At 64.2% G+C, this 15,980-nt stretch carries 18 protein-coding genes; 11 read left to right on the top strand and 7 right to left on the bottom strand.

Going from position 1 to position 15,980, the window contains the following annotated elements; all coding sequences use genetic code 11:
- Positions 1-2 precede the first annotated feature (2 nt).
- From PARHAE_RS10200 to PARHAE_RS10190, 3 genes are read left to right on the top strand one after another with little or no spacing between them, the layout of a single operon-like run.
- Entirely contained in the window at positions 3-305 is a 303-nt protein-coding gene (locus tag PARHAE_RS10200; protein WP_126154511.1) for a hypothetical protein, read from the top strand.
- Positions 302-2,104 carry a phage tail protein gene (locus tag PARHAE_RS10195; RefSeq protein ID WP_126154510.1) on the top strand — a complete coding sequence of 601 codons (1,803 nt, stop codon included), beginning with the start codon at positions 302-304 and terminating at the stop codon, positions 2,102-2,104. Before PARHAE_RS10200 ends, PARHAE_RS10195 begins: the two co-directional genes overlap by 4 nt.
- On the top strand, positions 2,101-4,668 hold the full coding sequence (locus PARHAE_RS10190) for a hypothetical protein (RefSeq protein WP_126154509.1): 2,568 nt from the start codon (positions 2,101-2,103) through the stop codon (positions 4,666-4,668). Before PARHAE_RS10195 ends, PARHAE_RS10190 begins: the two co-directional genes overlap by 4 nt.
- On the opposite strand, the gene PARHAE_RS10185 is transcribed toward PARHAE_RS10190, so the two are convergent.
- Positions 4,665-5,276, bottom strand: a complete 612-nt coding sequence (locus tag PARHAE_RS10185; protein WP_126154508.1) for a VPLPA-CTERM sorting domain-containing protein — start codon at positions 5,274-5,276, stop codon at positions 4,665-4,667. The two genes, PARHAE_RS10190 and PARHAE_RS10185, sit on opposite strands and share 4 nt — an antisense overlap.
- Before the next feature lie 272 nt (positions 5,277-5,548).
- Here PARHAE_RS10185 and PARHAE_RS10180 point away from each other — a divergent pair, with 272 nt between their 5' ends.
- The 5 genes from PARHAE_RS10180 to PARHAE_RS10160 all read left to right on the top strand — a co-directional run bounded on the left by PARHAE_RS10180 (position 5,549) and on the right by PARHAE_RS10160 (position 7,856).
- A complete protein-coding gene (locus tag PARHAE_RS10180) occupies positions 5,549-5,878 on the top strand; it encodes a phage holin family protein (RefSeq protein ID WP_126154507.1) in 330 nt (109 codons plus the stop codon).
- Positions 5,879-5,936: 58 nt separating this feature from the next.
- Positions 5,937-6,314 (top strand): hypothetical protein, encoded by a 378-nt coding sequence (locus PARHAE_RS10175; RefSeq protein ID WP_126154506.1) that lies wholly within the window; start codon positions 5,937-5,939, stop codon positions 6,312-6,314.
- A 79-nt stretch (positions 6,315-6,393) separates the two neighbouring features.
- Positions 6,394-7,020, top strand: coding sequence for a peptidoglycan recognition protein family protein (locus PARHAE_RS10170; RefSeq protein WP_126154505.1), 627 nt, complete (start codon positions 6,394-6,396; stop codon positions 7,018-7,020).
- Positions 7,020-7,307 (top strand): ubiquitination-like system serine protease family protein, encoded by a 288-nt coding sequence (locus PARHAE_RS10165; RefSeq protein ID WP_126154504.1) that lies wholly within the window; start codon positions 7,020-7,022, stop codon positions 7,305-7,307. The genes PARHAE_RS10170 and PARHAE_RS10165 overlap by 1 nt, the downstream gene beginning before the upstream one ends.
- 18 nt (positions 7,308-7,325) lie before the next feature.
- Positions 7,326-7,856: a hypothetical protein gene (locus PARHAE_RS10160; RefSeq protein ID WP_126154503.1), complete on the top strand. Its 531-nt coding sequence runs from the start codon at positions 7,326-7,328 to the stop codon at positions 7,854-7,856.
- A 332-nt stretch (positions 7,857-8,188) separates the two neighbouring features.
- Here the strand turns inward: PARHAE_RS10160 and PARHAE_RS10155 are convergent, their stop codons facing one another.
- From PARHAE_RS10155 to PARHAE_RS10130, 6 genes are all read right to left on the bottom strand, one after another.
- Positions 8,189-9,103, bottom strand: a complete 915-nt coding sequence (locus PARHAE_RS10155) for a hypothetical protein (protein WP_126154502.1) — start codon at positions 9,101-9,103, stop codon at positions 8,189-8,191.
- Positions 9,097-9,678, bottom strand: coding sequence for a hypothetical protein (locus PARHAE_RS10150; protein WP_126154501.1), 582 nt, complete (start codon positions 9,676-9,678; stop codon positions 9,097-9,099). Before PARHAE_RS10150 ends, PARHAE_RS10155 begins: the two co-directional genes overlap by 7 nt.
- 46 nt (positions 9,679-9,724) lie before the next feature.
- Positions 9,725-10,042, bottom strand: coding sequence for a hypothetical protein (locus tag PARHAE_RS10145; RefSeq protein ID WP_126154500.1), 318 nt, complete (start codon positions 10,040-10,042; stop codon positions 9,725-9,727).
- Between the two features lie 145 nt (positions 10,043-10,187).
- The gene (locus PARHAE_RS10140) at positions 10,188-10,517 is read right to left on the bottom strand and encodes a thermonuclease family protein (RefSeq protein ID WP_126154499.1); all 330 of its coding nucleotides are present in this window, start codon (positions 10,515-10,517) and stop codon (positions 10,188-10,190) included.
- Between the two features lie 154 nt (positions 10,518-10,671).
- Positions 10,672-12,141, bottom strand: a complete 1,470-nt coding sequence (locus tag PARHAE_RS10135; RefSeq protein WP_241232763.1) for an APC family permease — start codon at positions 12,139-12,141, stop codon at positions 10,672-10,674.
- A 28-nt stretch (positions 12,142-12,169) separates the two neighbouring features.
- Entirely contained in the window at positions 12,170-13,102 is a 933-nt protein-coding gene (locus PARHAE_RS10130; protein ID WP_126154498.1) for a LysR family transcriptional regulator, read from the bottom strand.
- A 185-nt stretch (positions 13,103-13,287) separates the two neighbouring features.
- On the opposite strand from PARHAE_RS10130, the gene PARHAE_RS10125 reads away from it, so the two are divergent.
- From PARHAE_RS10125 to PARHAE_RS10115, 3 genes are read left to right on the top strand one after another with little or no spacing between them, the layout of a single operon-like run.
- A complete protein-coding gene (locus tag PARHAE_RS10125) occupies positions 13,288-14,490 on the top strand; it encodes an ABC transporter substrate-binding protein (protein WP_126154497.1) in 1,203 nt (400 codons plus the stop codon).
- Positions 14,491-14,499: 9 nt separating this feature from the next.
- The gene (locus PARHAE_RS10120; RefSeq protein WP_126154496.1) at positions 14,500-15,279 is read left to right on the top strand and encodes an ABC transporter ATP-binding protein; all 780 of its coding nucleotides are present in this window, start codon (positions 14,500-14,502) and stop codon (positions 15,277-15,279) included.
- On the top strand, positions 15,276-15,980 hold the full coding sequence (locus tag PARHAE_RS10115) for an ABC transporter ATP-binding protein (RefSeq protein ID WP_126154495.1): 705 nt from the start codon (positions 15,276-15,278) through the stop codon (positions 15,978-15,980). The genes PARHAE_RS10120 and PARHAE_RS10115 overlap by 4 nt, the downstream gene beginning before the upstream one ends.

Here is a 15,980-nt window from a genome sequence, read left to right as displayed (position 1 = left end):
GCATGGCATTCGGCATCAAGCGGGGCGCGACGCTTCTTTTCGCGATCCAGTTTACCCAAGAGGAATGGGCGCTGATCGCGCCGATCACCGAGGCCAAGGCATATTGCCGCGTCGAGGGCGAGCGTTACCAGCTGACGGTGACGATCAATCCCACCCTGCGCGCCCTGGTCATGCGCGCCGAAACCGGCACCTGGAAACTCGGCAAGGGCGAGATGGACGCCATGCTGATCTACGGCGGCAAGACGGTGCTGATCCCCGAGTTGTCCAATATCGACATGCCCGTTCTGGAAGGGGTCTCGCTATGATTTTCGCACAGATCAATGGCGTCATGCTGACCGCCGAGCAGCCCGGAATGCAGGCATTGCGGCCCGGCGATCCTTGGGAAATCGAAGGCATTCGGGATTTGGTCGCGGCCATGACCGGCACCGCAGGATCGCCCGTCATGGTCGATGCGCCGTCCCTGACGCCCACGACAGTGCAGGCCGGAAATGGGGTCGAGGTCTTCTTCGGCACCTGGACCGGCGTCACCCCGACCGCTGTGCTGCGGTTCCGGGCGGCGGGCAGCACGGGGCAGGGCGTCGACGTGACGGACCAGATCGTGGATGGCGTCTATGTCACCACGCAAGCGGGCACGCTGACCCTGACCGTGACGGCCGCGCCGCTGGCAGCCGTGTCTGTCAATGCCACGGTCAGTGCGGCGCCTGCTGCGCCCGACGCCTTCGCGGACGACCAGTGGACGCTGCAAACCGGCACCAAGCCGGGTGAGCTTGTCCTCACCATCCTTGCCCTGCCTGACGACAAGGGCAGTCCGATCAACGCCCTGCGCTACAGGATTGGCAGCGGCACCTGGCAGACCTTGAGCGGGACCGGGCCGGGGCAGCGCGTTATCGACGGCGGCGAAGCAGGCGAAGATGTGTCGGTCGTCATCGTCGCGGTGAACGCCATCGGAGAAAGCGAGCCCAGCGATCCGAAAACTGCCGAGACTGGCGCGCCTGCACCAATCCTACAAGCCACCATCGCCCCCGACCCTCTGGTGGCGGGTCAGCCCGCCAGCGTCACCTTCAGCGTCCCCATCGACGGCCCTCCGACCATCGCCCAGGGCCAGACGGCGATCACGGCCACGCGCGTCGGCACCACGAACGAGTGGACCTTTACGCCGGTCGCAGCTGGCGCGCTGATCATCGCGGCGACGGCAGCAGAATATGCGTCCAGTCCGTGGACGTTCGACGTGCAGCCCGCGCTGCCCACCTTGGTCACCCGGTCCGACAACACCGCGCGCATCGAGAACGTCAACCCGACCACGGACCCGTTCGACCTCGAAATCGTCACCCCCGCCCGATACGCCGGTGAGCGCACCGTCACCCCGTCCGAATTCTCGGACGGACCCGTGGCCCATGTTCCGCTCACCTTCACCGGCACCGCAGACGTGGGCCAGGCCCTGACCGGCGATCTGGGCCTGTGGCTGACGCTGGCTAACGACATGAGCCTGGAGCCGGTCTGGGTGCGCCGCCTGACCGCCAATTCGGGCGATGAATTTGTGCCCATCTCGGGGGCGACCGGCACTACCTATACCGTCGGCAGCGGCGATCAGGGCTATACGATCCGCTTCGGTGGCCAAGCCGAGGACGCCAATGGCGACCGGCTGGTGCTGTCCGAAGCGCAGGCGGTGATCCCGGCAGCGGTCGGGTGGTATGCACCGACCTGGAAGCGCAATGGAGAGACTGCATCGCGCGGCACGATCACCGGGCCGGATGCCAATGGCGACCTGACCATTGGATCGGACGGCGTCGCGGGCGGCAATACACAGGGCAACCCACGCGTCTATTTCGACGTGGTGCCGGGCGACACCTATGAGCTGGAAACTCACATCGAGTGGGGCGATGCGACCCGCGTGATCGGTCGCTTGTCAGACATGACCAGCTACAATACCGCGATACACGTCAGTGTTTTCGACGTGACCAAGCCCGAGGGTGCCACGACCCTTTCTCGCACCGACACCTTCACCCCCGCCGGGGCTCATGTGGCGATGTATTATATCTTCACCATGGGCGTCAGCGGCACGGCCAAGATCCTTTCCAACACCCGTGTGAGGCAAATAGCATGACCATCAAGATCAAAGCCCTGTCTATGGTGGGCGAGGAATTCTCCGCGCGACTGATCATCGGCGGGGTGCCGGGGCCGCTGCTGACGATCCCGGCGTATGGCGAGGCCAGTCCGACCGCAGAATTGTCTGCCTTGGGCGGGCGGATCAATATCTTTGACGAGGAGATCACGGGTTCCAATCTGGCTCTGCCCCGAGCGGACGGCAAGACGACCCTTAACCTAGTCGGCACCCCTGGTCCGACAGAGATAGCGGCCACGATTGACGGCTATCAAGGTGCGGTCCATGTCTTGCCGCAGCGCCAGGTGCGCGGCTGGGCGTCGGGCGACTATTACATGCTGGAGACGGACCCAGATACCGGGGATCTGATCGTGGAGCCGGGGCGCAACCATCGCAAGCTCTACATCACCAGCAAGGCGCACGGAATGACGGCTGCGATGATCGCCGACCAGGCGGGGGTTTCAGAGGCCACTGTGACGAAAGATTGGCTGCGGACAAGGCCGCAGTGGGGATCGACGCCAGAAACGGCGCTCTCTGTCCCGCTGGGTGTGGCTCTGTGGGGCTACATCACAAACATCCAATACGCTCATAACAGCGAACCTTACTCGCACTGGGTGCTGTTGGAGCGGGGCGGCGATTACCGAGGTGCTCCTTGGGCAGGCAATGAACGCTTCTTTTCGCGAGGGGCTTCCGGAGAGGGCTTCCTCCACGCGACTGTGGTGGACTGCTATGGCGATGAAAATGAACCGCTGCCTATTGTCGATGGGCTGGTAAGCATCCTTACGAGTGCCACCAAGGCATTCCTTGTCGCGCGGAACCTCCAGACCTACAAGGTTGGCACCTCGGGCGGCGGAGTGGAAATCCAATATTCCGCCAATTTCCTTGGAGATAACATTAACCTGCATCGTGGGTCGTTTTATCTTCAATCCATCACGGGAGGGGAGGCCAAACTTCCGCATCACACGCTTTATCGCTGCGTCGGCTTTAACGCTTCGAATGATTACCCGGCCCAAGGATCAACGACGTGGATCCCGTTGCAGAACCACACCCAAGGCGTCTACGTCGAAAACCTGCAATCGTTCCTGTCCTGGAATTCGTTTATGGACAAGCCAGGCTGGCGTGATGGTTTCAGCAGCACAGATGCCGCAGCATCTGCTGGGCCGCATCCCCAGTCAATGTATACTCATTGCTACTATATTGCGCAAAACAGCCATGACGCCTGCGTCGATGGCGGGATTGCTTCTCGCGCGGCAGCTTTCGGCGTGTCCAATGGTCCGAGCGGGATGACAGCCAAGGTGCTGCTTGCTGACAACAACATTGCGGGGGCGGATCGCGGGGGCGGCGCTGGGTTCCCGCTGCAATACGGCTTCCTGTATTCCAACGTCGCGGTCTCTGCCGGGGTGCGGATCGGCCCGGTCCAGCCGGGCGAGGTGGATGGCGGATTGCACGGCCATAGCGCGGATGTCAGCCTGATCGACAATATCGTCATGCACAAAGCCGACCCGAACAATCCGGCAGAGGTGACGGCGAAATCCGCCAACATGAGCCAGCCTGCGGTAAAAGGCGCGGCCATTCTCTTCGATAACACGCGGGTGCATAACTGGGGGGGCCATGCTGGCAATGCCGCTGCTCACGGCATTGACCCGACCAATCTGAACGAGATCACGCTTCAGAAATACGCCGAGGCGCATACGGGCTTTGCAGGAGCGACCATCGACGCCTACCTGACCTATGTGCGCGGCCTGCCGCCCACAGAGCGGGTGGCCGAGTTCGAGATGGTCCGCCAGTTTTTCCAGGAAACGTGGGGCATCCATGTTCCGCCGCACACGACCCCCGGCACTCGGCTGTTCATGCCTGATTATCGCGGCGAGGGTTTCCGGTTCGACAACTACCTGAATTGGGCGGACAGGCAAATCCCGATCAACGGCGACACGCTGAACCTCGATGGCAACAATGTGCTGCTGGGCCGCTACACGCGCACCTTCGCGGCGATCCTGGCGGGCGGGTCGCGGCTTACCGTTTCATCAGGCAAGTTCACGGTGACGGGCGCGCTGGACACCCAACATGTCGAGGTGCGTGTGTCGGGGCAGTTCTATTCTCCGGGCGGGTCGGGAACCGACTACACCGTCAAGGGCGGGCGGTTGGTCCTGACTGCCGCCACGGAAGGCGCAGTGTCTGTATCGGGAAAATGGACCGAGTGTCTGCTCGGGCCTGAGCTGACGATCCCGGCGGAGAAGGAACTGGTCATTACTGGCGGCGATCATTTCGTCGGATGGGATGGTTCTGGGACTGCCACGCTGACTGGCGCTGTCGCCTTCGTGGCCGAGGGCGGAAAGCTGGGCAAGATCCAGCGGTTCAAGCGGCGTGGGGATGATCCAGAGCCGACCATCACGGCGACCGTCAACCTGACCGGGTTGCGGATCGACACCACTGGCCTGGCGGCAGGGTCGGTGCATGATCTGGGCGGCGGCGCCGGATCGGGCATCACCTATGTAAACCAGGCGGGCGCACTGCCCACGGGTGTCAGCCTAACCGCCGGAAAGCTGACCTATACCCATCCCGCCTAAGCGGAACGTCGGCGCTTTCGCAGGACTGTGAGCGCGCCGACCCCAACGGGCAGCAGCACTGCGGCGGAAGGCAGCGGAATGGGTGCCGGACGGATATTGTCTACCGATAGCAAGACCCAAGTCGTTTGGATGCCATCCCAATATTCCAAGTCCACGAAACTTTCGGAGGGCGACCAAGGGTCTAAAGCCAAGGAATACTTGGCCCCGTCAGGATTTATGCCTGTCGCGAAGAATTCAGATACCCATCCTGAGGATGCAACACTCCACTCCTCGCCCTGCGACGAAAGCGTGATGTCGGCGCAGTAATCGGATGGAAGAAAAATTGCGTTCATCCGCATAGGGATTGGGACGTCCCGCGTGTAAATGCCGAAGGCCTCGATGTAATTACCAGGCTCACCTACCTGACCTTCTTTGAAATAGAGATCAAAATCATAAGCGATCCTTTCTCCCTTAAGGTCATACATGTCCGAGTAGGCGCACCGGCTCGTCGCCGCCTCTGCCGCCGACCCCACCCCGACCACCACGGCAGCCGCCGCGCACAATGCCCTGATACCCAATGCAACCTCCAAAAAGCGCGAATCATCACCGTCGCGTGACCATCGGATCATCGCAGCGCGCTTGAGTCTCGGGGAAAGCGCGGGTGCCGCTGCAACGTGTGGGTGAAAACCGATCCGGAACAGGACGCTGCACCAGGTCGCGTGATCGTCGGCAGGAAGTGTCGCGACAGGCCTAGGTGTGTAGGGGCACTGGTAACAAACACCCGTCGCGACATGGAGACGTTAACCAATGCTGCGGTGCGGCGTCTCGGTGAAACTGTGTGTGACAGTTCCCGCACCGGCTGATTTGACCGGTCAATCAAGCAAATAGCAGGAAAAGATTTATGCAGGACGATCCGAACCTCTGGCGCGAGATTGTCGGCGCCCGCGCGCCGGAGGTTTGGGCCGGGATCATGGCGGGGATGATCTACGTCTACGTCAAGTCTCCGCATCCCACCTGGACCATGCGGGTCTTCGAGGCGATCATCAGCGGCTTGATCGCCTATGCGACATCCGACTGGGCGGCAGAGCGTGTCGGCGTACCGCTGCCGGTCGCCGCCGCGCTGCTGGCTGCCTGCGGCTATCTGATCCTCGATGTGGTCCGGTCGCTGATCGCGGACCGGCAGATCCTGAAGGACATCATTGTCAAGCGCCTTGGAGGCAAGAATGGCTAGATGTACTCATCTCGCGGATACGTTCAGGCGGCATACCACGCCCGGATCTCTGCTCATCTTGTTCCTGGCCCTGATCGTCCTTGGCCCTGGCCTGTGGGACGCAATTCGGGGCGAGCCATGGATCGATGACCGCCTGACCGTGGTCCAGAACAGCACGGGCGCCGTGGTGGTCGAGGACATCACCCGGAGCAAAGGCCCGGCGCACGGCCTGCGGGTCAACACCATAGAGACCGCCGATGGTCGCGTCATCTGCTCGGCCGAGCACCACAACACCTGGGTCGGCGAGCGGAAACGATTCTGGCAGCTCGATCTGTTCGCGCGCTGTCCCGCCCCGCCTGACATGTTCCGGGCCTGCTCGACCTTTTCGATCACCAGCGACAGCGGCCGCCAGCGGTATTACGGGCCGTTCTGCTCGGGGCTGACGAAGCCGGAATGACCTACGCGTAGGTCGAAAACCGGGATCCTCCCATCCGCCCAGGTCGCCACCTGCGGCGGCTTTTTCATGGAGAAACCACATGACGAAGGAAGCCTTCCGGTCCATCCAGACCGGACTGCACGCGCTTGGCTACAGGCCCGGCCCTATCGATGGCATCGACGGGCCGGAGACGCGCTCGGCAGCCCTGGCGTTCGGGCAGGGCGCCCCCGGCAAGCCCGCCGCCGGCGTGATCAAGCCCTCGACCAAGGCGATGATCTATCAGGGGGCGGCGCGTCACCCGGTGCGCGAGATCATCGTGCATTGCAGTGCGACGCGGCCGGAATGGATGGCCGGCCGTCCGATCGCCGACAAGGTCGCCGAGATCCGGCGATGGCACCTGGCCAACGGCTGGTCCGATATCGGCTATCACTGGATCATCGACCGCGACGGCAAGGTGCTGGCGGGTCGGCCCGAGACGGTGATCGGCGCCCATACCGTCGGCAAGAACGCTGGCTCGATCGGTATCTGCCTGATCGGCGGCCACGGCTCGGCTGAGACCGACAGCTTCAGCGATCACTTCACGCGCGCCCAGGACATCACCCTGGGCCAGATGATCGACGCGATCAGCGCGCGCACGCAGATCGAGCGGGTCAGCGGCCATAACGAATACGCCGCCAAGGCCTGCCCCGGTTTCAACGTTCCCGCATGGATGGCGGGCCACGCCTGATGCGCGCCCAGATCATCGACGACATCAGCGAACTCCGCGAACTGCGGATCGCGGGCTCGATCCAGTTTGTCGAGCGGGCCGACGGCAGCGTTGGCGGTCTGCACTTCGTCTGCCCCTGCGGCTGCGGCAATGAAAGCTATCTGCCGCTGCGGGGGACAGGGCACTCCCACGAATGGGACTGGGACGGCAACTGGGACGCCCCGACGCTGACCCCGTCCATCTTCAACACCGGCATGCCCTGCCGGTGGCACGGCTGGCTGCGCGCCGGCGAATGGCAATCCTGCTGATCCTTAGGAGATCCTGACATGCTGACATTTCTGCTGTTCGCCGCCACTCTGGTGGCGACGATTCTGTTCCAGCGGCGGCCAAGCGCCGTCCTGTCCCTGATCCTGCTGTTGACGGCCGCCCTGCCAGCCGCAGCCCAGTCCATCGCCCCGGTGGCCAACAGCATCATCGACCAGACCCAGGGCCTCGTCGTCGCCTATCTGACCGAGATCATCGTGGCGGCGTTCTTCGCCTTCCTGGCCTGGATCGCCAAGTCGCTGCGGATCAAGGTTGTCGAATACTTCAACCGCGACGCCATCTTGACCGCCGTGACCAACTTCGCCAACGCCAACATCGATCTGTTGCAGGCCCGCTATCTTGCGTCGCAGAGCCCGGACCTGGGCGATCTGATCGCCGAGGGCATCGCCCATGTGCAGAGCGGCAGTCCGGACGCGGTCGCGCAGAGCAAGATCACCCAGGACCGGCTGGCCACGATCGTGGAAGGGGCGCTGCGGACGCGGGCGTCCGGCCTGGTGCTGCCCCTGATCGATGCCGAGGTGATCAGCCGGTGAGGCGGAGGCCGCGTTATCACCGGCGGCGGTGGTGCCGGTGGAGGAGGTAGGAGTCGGCTCTTGCCGAATCGTTCCCTTTCCGTTCCATTGTCGGGATGGAGCAAGCCACTTTCTCTCATATCTACTGCGGGTGCGGCCACAGCGGGATGGTGGGCACGTCTCGGTGGCTGCACCGGGATGAGATGCTGCGCCGCTTCCGCTGCTCGGTCTGCGGCGGTCGGCCCAGTCACGTGACCATGATCGTGCATACCACCGATCCGGCAAGGGCCGCCCAAGACGGTTATAGGGACGTGAGGGGCGTGCCGGTGTATCAGGTGTGAGGGGAGGGCGGTCTACCTGCCTTGCAGATATGCGATCCACCGCTGCGCCTCGGCATAGCTGATCCGCCAAAAAAACGGGTCGCCCTGGGGAGCCTCGCGGTGATCGATCTGGCGGATGCGCCGTGCTTGCATAAGCTGGATGATCGTCCGGTGCTGGCTTACCGTCATCTGCGGGGCCTTGCGTGGCGCGGACTTGCCGGTCAGCCGCTCGATCTCGGCGCTTGCCTCGCGGATGGTCATCCTGCGCGGGTCGGCCTGGGTGTCGTCGCCCGCCTCCTTGCGGAGGTGTCCGATCAGGGAGATTTGGCGGGCCGTCGCAGGCGGCACCCTGCCACGGGCGCGGCGCGCGGCCTCGGTCCCCAGCGTGATGATGTGCTGGGTGCCGGGCCGGATCGGCGGGGGACGCACATCCGGCATGGCCTCATGGCGGCCCATCGACACAGGGTGCAGGGTGATGTCCGCCTTGCCGGTCCGCTTGTCGCGCCGATGGGCGGCAAGCCTGACCTCCGGTCCGCCCATCATCGGGCGGAACGTCCAGACGACCCAGCCCTGGGCGCGCAGATCGGGCGCGAAAGCGTCCCACTCCTCAGGGAGCGCGCCGTTGTATCCGGGGCCATGGCAGGTCCGCACGATGTCCCAGGCGCCCCAGGCCCATGCGGCCTCGAGGATCGCAGTCTCGGGCGCGGTCAGCGGCGGCAGTTGCGTGATGTGATCGGGATGCTTGGACCAGGCGATGACTGTGATGTCGGCCCCCTCGATCATGCCGGTGATGCGCGTCGGGCAATCCAGGCCCGCCCAGGTGACCAGCAATCTCGCGGGGCCATGCGACAGCGGCGCCAGGAGAGACACGCTGCTGATCGCGCGGTCGTCCGCCGCAACGACAGCCTGGGCCATGGCCTGCATGACAGGACTGGACTGCATCAGCATGGCGCACCGTCATAGCCGTGATCCAGGCTGTCGGCTATGGCGCGGGCCTCGCGTAGCAGCTCGTTGACGCGGCTCTGCGCCGCGGCGCGCTCTCGCTCGGCGGCATGGCCTGCGTCCTTGTCCACATAGGTCTGGCCCAGAGCCGCCATAAATGGGTTTTCGGCTGCCTCATCCTCGGTCAAGGGGCGCATTTCCAGTTCTGCCAGCCGGTTACGGGCGACTGCCAAGGCGTAATCGGCCTGCGCCAGGTCAAACCCCAGCCGCGTATGGCCCATGCCCGTCAGGCAGGCGGCGACAATCTCCGCGCGCGGATCCATCAGGAGGTGCCGGATCTGCTCGGCGGCCTCGTCCTGGGGGTCGGCCATCGGCACCATCGTCTGCAACGCCATGCCGCGCTGGCGCATCAGGGCCGCCAGCTTGCGCCAGGTGTGCGGGGCGATAGAGGCACGGCCGGATGCCATCTTGCGCACAATGCCGCCCTCTACGCTGAGGTCCAGGGCGCGCGCCAACTCTGTTTGCCACGTGCTGCCAAAGAGAGCCTCGCCACAGGCGCGGAAACGATCGGTGGGGGTCATGGTTGGTGCTCCAAGGGCAGGGGCCGACCTTGCGGCCGGCGACTGGTCAGGCATTGATTTCGGAGACGGCGTTGCGCAGCAGTTGGATGGTCCCAGCGGCGCGATTGTCGATCCAGAATTTCGCGCTGGCTTTTTCAGCCACAAAATTCAGGGCTTGACCGACAGTGACGCCGAAATCCGCGACAGCCAGCATATCATCGAGAGTCTTGCCGCGACGGATTGCCATCTGTTCCAGCTCGTCGATCATGGCGGGGACTTTGGTCGCGCGGATGTCGCTGGCCCAGTCGATCTGTTTCTGGGTGCCGAGCAGATCCGTCACAAAGGTGGCGCGATAGCAGCGGTTGGCGATTTTCTCGAATTGCATGGCGGTTCTCCTTAACCTTCCGTGGCCGGGACCATTCCCTTGCCTATGACCTAATATTAGGTAATTCCATCAGACTACGCAAGCGGAAAAATGCCCCATAGCTATTTTTTCTTGTGCACGGGGCGCACCTCGTCACGACCGGCAATCAGCACCGCGAATAAGCCCCGCCGATATACCTCGGCCAATCCTGCGCGTGCCCGGCGGCGACCATGGCGCAGGCCAGGTCCACGCCGCCCGGCAGAGTGCAGCGCATGACGCGGCGGCCGTAGCGGTCCCGCTCGATCATGGTGCAGGCCAAGGTCTGATCCACGATCAGGGAGCGCAGATGATCCCGGCTGGCCTTCCCACCCGGCTCTTGCAGCTCCGGCGCGTCGATGCCCCAGATGCGCACACGGTCAGGCCCGCGCCCGATGGTATCGCCGTCATGGACGTGGATGCCGACGGAGAGGATGATAGAGGCGATGGCGGTAATCATCCGAACGGTTTACGGCAAATGGGTTGATAAGCGGTTTCCATAGCCGCCTGTAAGCCATTGAAACTTCGCGCGGGCACAAAGGGTCCGTTTCTAGAGCAGCCGACTGATCTTGAACGACAAAGGCGCTTCTTCCGGGATCGCCAGTCTTTCCGCCCTAGTTGCGCGGCGAATCCCCGTGATGTTCACGCATCGATTCGATGTCGCCCAGGCTGCCGGGATGGGGCTTGTGGCGCGCCCGGTTCCAGATCCAGGTCGCGGCCCACAGCACCACGCCCAGCCCCAGCAGCCAGCCTGCGATGCGGTACTGGTCCATCTGCGCCGCGCTGCGCGCCCATGGCCCGGCCAGGAAGGCGCAGGTCACGGCGCCGATCCAGGGCGTGATCGCCGGCGCCCTGAAATGGTCGTGCCCCGCAGGCTGGCGCCGCAGCACGATCAGCGAGATGTTGACCACGGTGAACACGCACAGCAGCAGCAGAGAGGTCGTTCCCCCCAGCAGGCTGACCGCCGGAAGGTTCGACCGGGTGACGACGAAATAGATCAGCCCGAAGGCCAGGGCCGTGGTGAACAGGATCGCCACCCAAGGCGTGCGGCGCGTGTGATGGACCAGGCCCAGCCCGTGTGGCAGCACCCCTTGGCGGGCCAGGCCGTACAGCAGGCGGCTGGCCATCAGCATGTTGATCAGCGCGGAATTCGCCACCGCGAACATGCCGATGAAGGGAAAGATCGTGTCGAAGGGCAGGTTCGGCGCGCCCGCGCGAACCACCTGCGTCAGTGCCGACCCAAGGTCGGGGTTCGACAGGTCGCCCACCGGCACAAGGGCCACCGCGCAGATCGACACCAGGATATAGATCACCCCGGTGATGCCCAGGCCGGTCAGCATGATGCGGGGGAAGATGCGGACGGGATCCTTGACCTCTTCGGCCATGTTCACGGAATCCTCGAACCCGACCATGGCAAAGAAGGCCAGCGCGGTCGCGGCGGTCAGCGACAGGAAGGCGCCCTTTTCCTGGGACGAATGAAAGACCATCACCTCGGAAAAGTCGGCGCGGCCCTGGGCCATCGCATAGAAGCCCACGAAGATGATCATCAGAAGCCCGGTCAGTTCCACGCAGGTCAGGACGACGTTCGCCTTGACGCTTTCGCCCACGCCGCGCAGGTTGATCGCCGCGACAAGCGCCATGAAGCCAAGCGCGATCAGCAGGATCCCCGCGCTGCCCTTGGCGAAGCCCAGCCGGAAGCCGTCATTCAGGAACCCCGCGAAGGCGTTCGACGCGGTCGAAGCCGAGGTGATCCCCGAACACATCACCGTAAAGGCCACCAGGAAGGTCAGGAAATGGACGCCGAAGGCCCGGTGAGCATACAGCGCGGCGCCCGCCGCCTGGGGATAGCGCGTCACCAGTTCCAGATAGGACATCGCGGTGATGGTGGCGACCAGGAAGGCCACCAGGAAGGGCGCCCAGGCCGCGCCGCCGACCTCGGCCGCGACGGTGCCGGTCAGGGCATAGACCCCGGTCCCCAGGATGTCGCCGACGATGAACAGCAACAGCAGTTTCGGCCCCATGACGCGATGCAGTTCCGGCTGATGCGCGCCCGGCGCGGCGGTCCCTACGTGAGTGTCTGGCATGTCCCACCTCCTTGACATCACATTAATGTCAAGTCTGTGCCCCCGGTTGCATCGCGGCAAGCGGAATCGCTGGGCGCACCAGTTCCGATCCGCGCGCCCGCAGGCTGTCGGTCAGAAAGGCGATGACCGCCCGTTCGCGGCGCATCGCGCGCACGTCGCGATGGCAGGTCAGCCAATAGCTGCGGGTCAGCGTCACCTCGTCCGGCAGGACGATCCGCAGTTCGGGATATTTCGACGCGATGTAATGCGGCAGCACCGCGATCCCCAGGTGATTGCGCGCCGCAGCCAACTGGTTGAAGATGCTGCTGCTTTTGATCGAGGCGCGGATCCCCGGCAGGATTTCGTTCAGATAGTCCAGGCCGGGGGCGAAGATCATCTCCTCGATATAGCCGATGATGCGGTGCGGACGCAGGTCGTCGCGCCTGGCGATGGGCGGATTGTCGGCCAGATAGGCGTCGGTCGCATAGAGGTGCAGGGTATAGTTCGCCATCCGCTCGGATCGGTATGGCCCGCCAGAGATCGGGTCCAGCGTCACCGACATGTCCGCCTCTCGCCGGGACAGGGACAGCACCTGCGGCATGGTCACCAGCTCCAGCGAGATCAGCGGAAACTGCGCGATGAATTCGGGCCAAAGATGCTGTGAAAACAGGCTGGCAAACCCCTCTGGCACCGCCAGCCGCAGCGGCCCGGCCTGCCGCGACGCCGCACCCTGTTCCAGCGGGATCTGGTCGGCCGCCTCCTCCATCCGCTCGGCGGTCTCGATCAGGCGGCGGCCGGCGGGGGTGGGTTCGTAGCCGCGCGGATTGCGTTCGAACAGCCGCGCGTTCAGTGCCTGTTCCAGCCGGTCGATTCGGCGCGAGACGGTGACATGCGACGTGCCCAGGATCCGTGCCGCGCGCGACAGTTGCCCTTCGCGGGCGACGGCAAGGAAAAACTGAAGGTCGTCCCAACTGAGCGTCATTGTTCAAATTTGTACAGAACCTGAACGAAATTAGACCGTATTGAACGCTTGTGTCAAAGTGACTTTAGGGTCATCCTTTCGTCGAACGACGGCTGGAGGAGAGGCTGTCGTCACCAGGAACAGGGCATCATTCCGGCCAGCGGCTTCGACCGCGGCGCCGCAGGATCATGCCTAAGGGAGGTTGAATGCGTAAACTTTTGTTGTCGGCAGCATCCGTCGGGCTGATCGCCGCCCCCGCCGTGGCCGAGGTCTCGGACGGCAAGGTCAAGATCGGCATCCTGAACGACCAGTCCGGCGTCTATTCCGATTTCGGCGGCAAGAACTCTTATGAAGCGGCCCTGATGGCGGTCGAGGATTTCGGCGGCACGGTTCTGGACGCCCCGGTCGAGGTCGTGACGGCGGACCACCAGAACAAGGCCGACATCGCCTCGAACATCGCGCGGCAATGGTACGACACCGAACAGGTGGACAGCATCATGGAACTGACCTCGTCCTCGGTCGGACTGGCGGTTCAGGCGCTGAGCCGCGAGAAGCAGAAGATCACCATCAACACCGGCGCGGCGACGACCGAACTGACCGGCGCGCAATGTTCGCCCTATGGCTTTCACTGGGCCTATGACACCCACGCACTGGCGGTGGGGACCGGCGGCGCCCTGGTGCAGGAAGGCGGGGACAGCTGGTTCTTCCTGACCGCCGATTACGCCTTCGGCTATTCGCTGGAAGAGCAGACCACCGCCTTCGTCACCGAAAAGGGCGGCAGCGTGGTCGGATCGGTGCGTCACCCGCTGGCCTCGACCGACTTTTCGTCGTTCCTGCTGCAAGCGCAGGCTTCGGGCGCCAAGGTGATCGGGCTGGCCAATGCCGGGGCCGACACGCAGAATGCGATCAAGCAGGCCGCAGAATTCGGGATCACCCAGGGCGGGCAGAAGCTGGCGGCGCTGCTGTTCACGCTGGCCGACGTTCACGGCCTGGGGGCCGAGGCCGCGCAGGGCCTGAACCTGACCGAAAGCTTCTATTGGAAGCGCAACGCCGAATCCGAGGAATTCGGCCGCCGCTTCCTGGAGCGCACCGGATCCATGCCGAACATGGTCCATGCCGGCACCTATTCGGCGGTTCTCTCCTATCTGAAGGCCATCGAGGCCGCCGGCACGGATGAGACCGAGGCGGTTGCCGCCAAGCTGCACGAACTGCCGGTCAACGACGTCTTCGCCCAGGACGGCAAAGTCGGCGCCAACGGCCGCATGATCAAGGATGTCTATCTGATGGAGGTGAAGGCCCCCGCCGACATCACCGAGGACTGGGACTATTACAACGTCCTGGCGACCATTCCGGGCGATCAGGCCTATCTGGATCCCGCGAAAAGCGGGTGCCCGCTGGTCACCCAGTAAGGCGCGCCCATGACCGTTGCGCCTGTCATGACGCAAACCGAGCCGCGGGCGGTGTTGTCCGCCCGCGGTCTGGGAAAGGATTTCGCCGGGTTCACGGCGGTCAACAACGTCGATCTGGATGTCGAACACGCGCGCATTCATGCGCTGATCGGACCGAACGGGGCGGGCAAGACCACGGTCTTCAACCTGCTGACCAAGTTCCTGCAACCGACGCGCGGCAAGATCACGCTGCTGGGCCAGGACATCACCCGGACCAAGCCCGACAAGGTGGCGCGGATGGGGCTTGTGCGGTCCTTCCAGATCTCGGCCGTCTTCCCGCACCTGACGGTGCGCGAGAACGTCAAGGTCGCGTTGCAGCGCCCGGCGGGGCTGGCGGTGCAGTTCTGGAAGCCGTTGTCCGCGCTGGACCGGCTGAACGCACGGGCGGACGAGTTGATCGATCACCTGGGCCTGACCCCCTATCGCGACCACCGCGCCGCCGATCTGTCCTATGGCCGCAAGCGCGTGCTGGAGATCGCGACGACGCTGGCGCTCGACCCGCAGGTGCTGCTTCTGGACGAGCCGATGGCCGGGATGGGGCAGGAGGATGTGCGGATGGTGGCCGACATCATCCGCGACGTGGCGCAGACCCGCGCCGTGCTGATGGTCGAGCATAACCTGAACGTGGTCGCCGACATCTGCCATCACGTCACCGTCCTGCAACGCGGAGAGATCATCGCGACCGGCGACTATGCCACCGTGTCCGCCGATCCGCGTGTGCGCACCGCCTATATGGGAACCGAGGAATGACGGCGCCGCTTCTGGAAACCGCCGGGCTTCAGGCCTGGTACGGCGAAAGCCATGTGCTGCACGGCGTCGACCTGCACGTCAACGAAGGCGAAATGATCTGCATCCTGGGCCGCAACGGCATGGGCAAGACCACCACGCTGCGCACGATCATGGGCATCCTGCGCAAGCGCACCGGCCGGATCACCTTCGCCGGCCAGGACATGATGTCCGTGCCCCTGCACAAGACCGCCCGCGCGGGCCTGGGCTTCGTCCCCGAGGAACGCGGCATCTTCGCCACCCTCTCGGTCGAGGAAAACCTGATGTTGCCCCCCAAGGTCGCCGACGGCGGCATGTCCGTGGCCGAGATCTATGACCTGTTCCCGAACCTTCGCGAACGCCGCAGCAGCCCCGGCACCAAGCTGTCGGGGGGCGAACAGCAGATGCTGGCCATGGCGCGCATCCTGCGCACCGGGGCGCGCTGCCTTTTGCTGGACGAACCGACCGAGGGCCTGGCCCCGGTCATCATCAACGCCATCGGCGACGTGCTTCGCAAACTGAAACAGCGCGGCATGACCGTGGTGCTGGTGGAACAGAACTTCCGCTTCGCCGCCAAGGTCGCCGACCGCTTCTATCTGATGGACCATGGCACCATGACCGCCGAATTCCCGGTATCGGACCTTCCGAACCGGATGGACCTGCTGCATCGGGAACTGGGGGTGTGA

Origin of the sequence: Paracoccus haematequi (assembly GCF_900631945.1) — a bacterium.
Classification (GTDB): Bacteria; Pseudomonadota; Alphaproteobacteria; order Rhodobacterales; family Rhodobacteraceae; genus Paracoccus; species Paracoccus haematequi_A.
This window is presented reverse-complemented; position numbering and strand designations above follow the sequence as displayed.

What these genes read in the sequence shown, in the direction of transcription:
- PARHAE_RS10200 (WP_126154511.1), top strand. Translation starts at nt 3, where the DNA reads ATGGCATTCGGCATCAAGCGGGGCGCGACGCTTCTTTTCGCGATCCAG.
- PARHAE_RS10195 (WP_126154510.1), top strand. Translation starts at nt 302, where the DNA reads ATGATTTTCGCACAGATCAATGGCGTCATGCTGACCGCCGAGCAGCCC.
- PARHAE_RS10190 (WP_126154509.1), top strand. Translation starts at nt 2,101, where the DNA reads ATGACCATCAAGATCAAAGCCCTGTCTATGGTGGGCGAGGAATTCTCC.
- PARHAE_RS10185 (WP_126154508.1), bottom strand. Translation starts at nt 5,276, where the DNA reads ATGATCCGATGGTCACGCGACGGTGATGATTCGCGCTTTTTGGAGGTT.
- PARHAE_RS10180 (WP_126154507.1), top strand. Translation starts at nt 5,549, where the DNA reads ATGCAGGACGATCCGAACCTCTGGCGCGAGATTGTCGGCGCCCGCGCG.
- PARHAE_RS10170 (WP_126154505.1), top strand. Translation starts at nt 6,394, where the DNA reads ATGACGAAGGAAGCCTTCCGGTCCATCCAGACCGGACTGCACGCGCTT.
- PARHAE_RS10165 (WP_126154504.1), top strand. Translation starts at nt 7,020, where the DNA reads ATGCGCGCCCAGATCATCGACGACATCAGCGAACTCCGCGAACTGCGG.
- PARHAE_RS10160 (WP_126154503.1), top strand. Translation starts at nt 7,326, where the DNA reads ATGCTGACATTTCTGCTGTTCGCCGCCACTCTGGTGGCGACGATTCTG.
- PARHAE_RS10155 (WP_126154502.1), bottom strand. Translation starts at nt 9,103, where the DNA reads ATGCTGATGCAGTCCAGTCCTGTCATGCAGGCCATGGCCCAGGCTGTC.
- PARHAE_RS10150 (WP_126154501.1), bottom strand. Translation starts at nt 9,678, where the DNA reads ATGACCCCCACCGATCGTTTCCGCGCCTGTGGCGAGGCTCTCTTTGGC.
- PARHAE_RS10145 (WP_126154500.1), bottom strand. Translation starts at nt 10,042, where the DNA reads ATGCAATTCGAGAAAATCGCCAACCGCTGCTATCGCGCCACCTTTGTG.
- PARHAE_RS10140 (WP_126154499.1), bottom strand. Translation starts at nt 10,517, where the DNA reads ATGATTACCGCCATCGCCTCTATCATCCTCTCCGTCGGCATCCACGTC.
- PARHAE_RS10135 (WP_241232763.1), bottom strand. Translation starts at nt 12,141, where the DNA reads ATGCCAGACACTCACGTAGGGACCGCCGCGCCGGGCGCGCATCAGCCG.
- PARHAE_RS10130 (WP_126154498.1), bottom strand. Translation starts at nt 13,102, where the DNA reads ATGACGCTCAGTTGGGACGACCTTCAGTTTTTCCTTGCCGTCGCCCGC.
- PARHAE_RS10125 (WP_126154497.1), top strand. Translation starts at nt 13,288, where the DNA reads ATGCGTAAACTTTTGTTGTCGGCAGCATCCGTCGGGCTGATCGCCGCC.
- PARHAE_RS10120 (WP_126154496.1), top strand. Translation starts at nt 14,500, where the DNA reads ATGACCGTTGCGCCTGTCATGACGCAAACCGAGCCGCGGGCGGTGTTG.
- PARHAE_RS10115 (WP_126154495.1), top strand. Translation starts at nt 15,276, where the DNA reads ATGACGGCGCCGCTTCTGGAAACCGCCGGGCTTCAGGCCTGGTACGGC.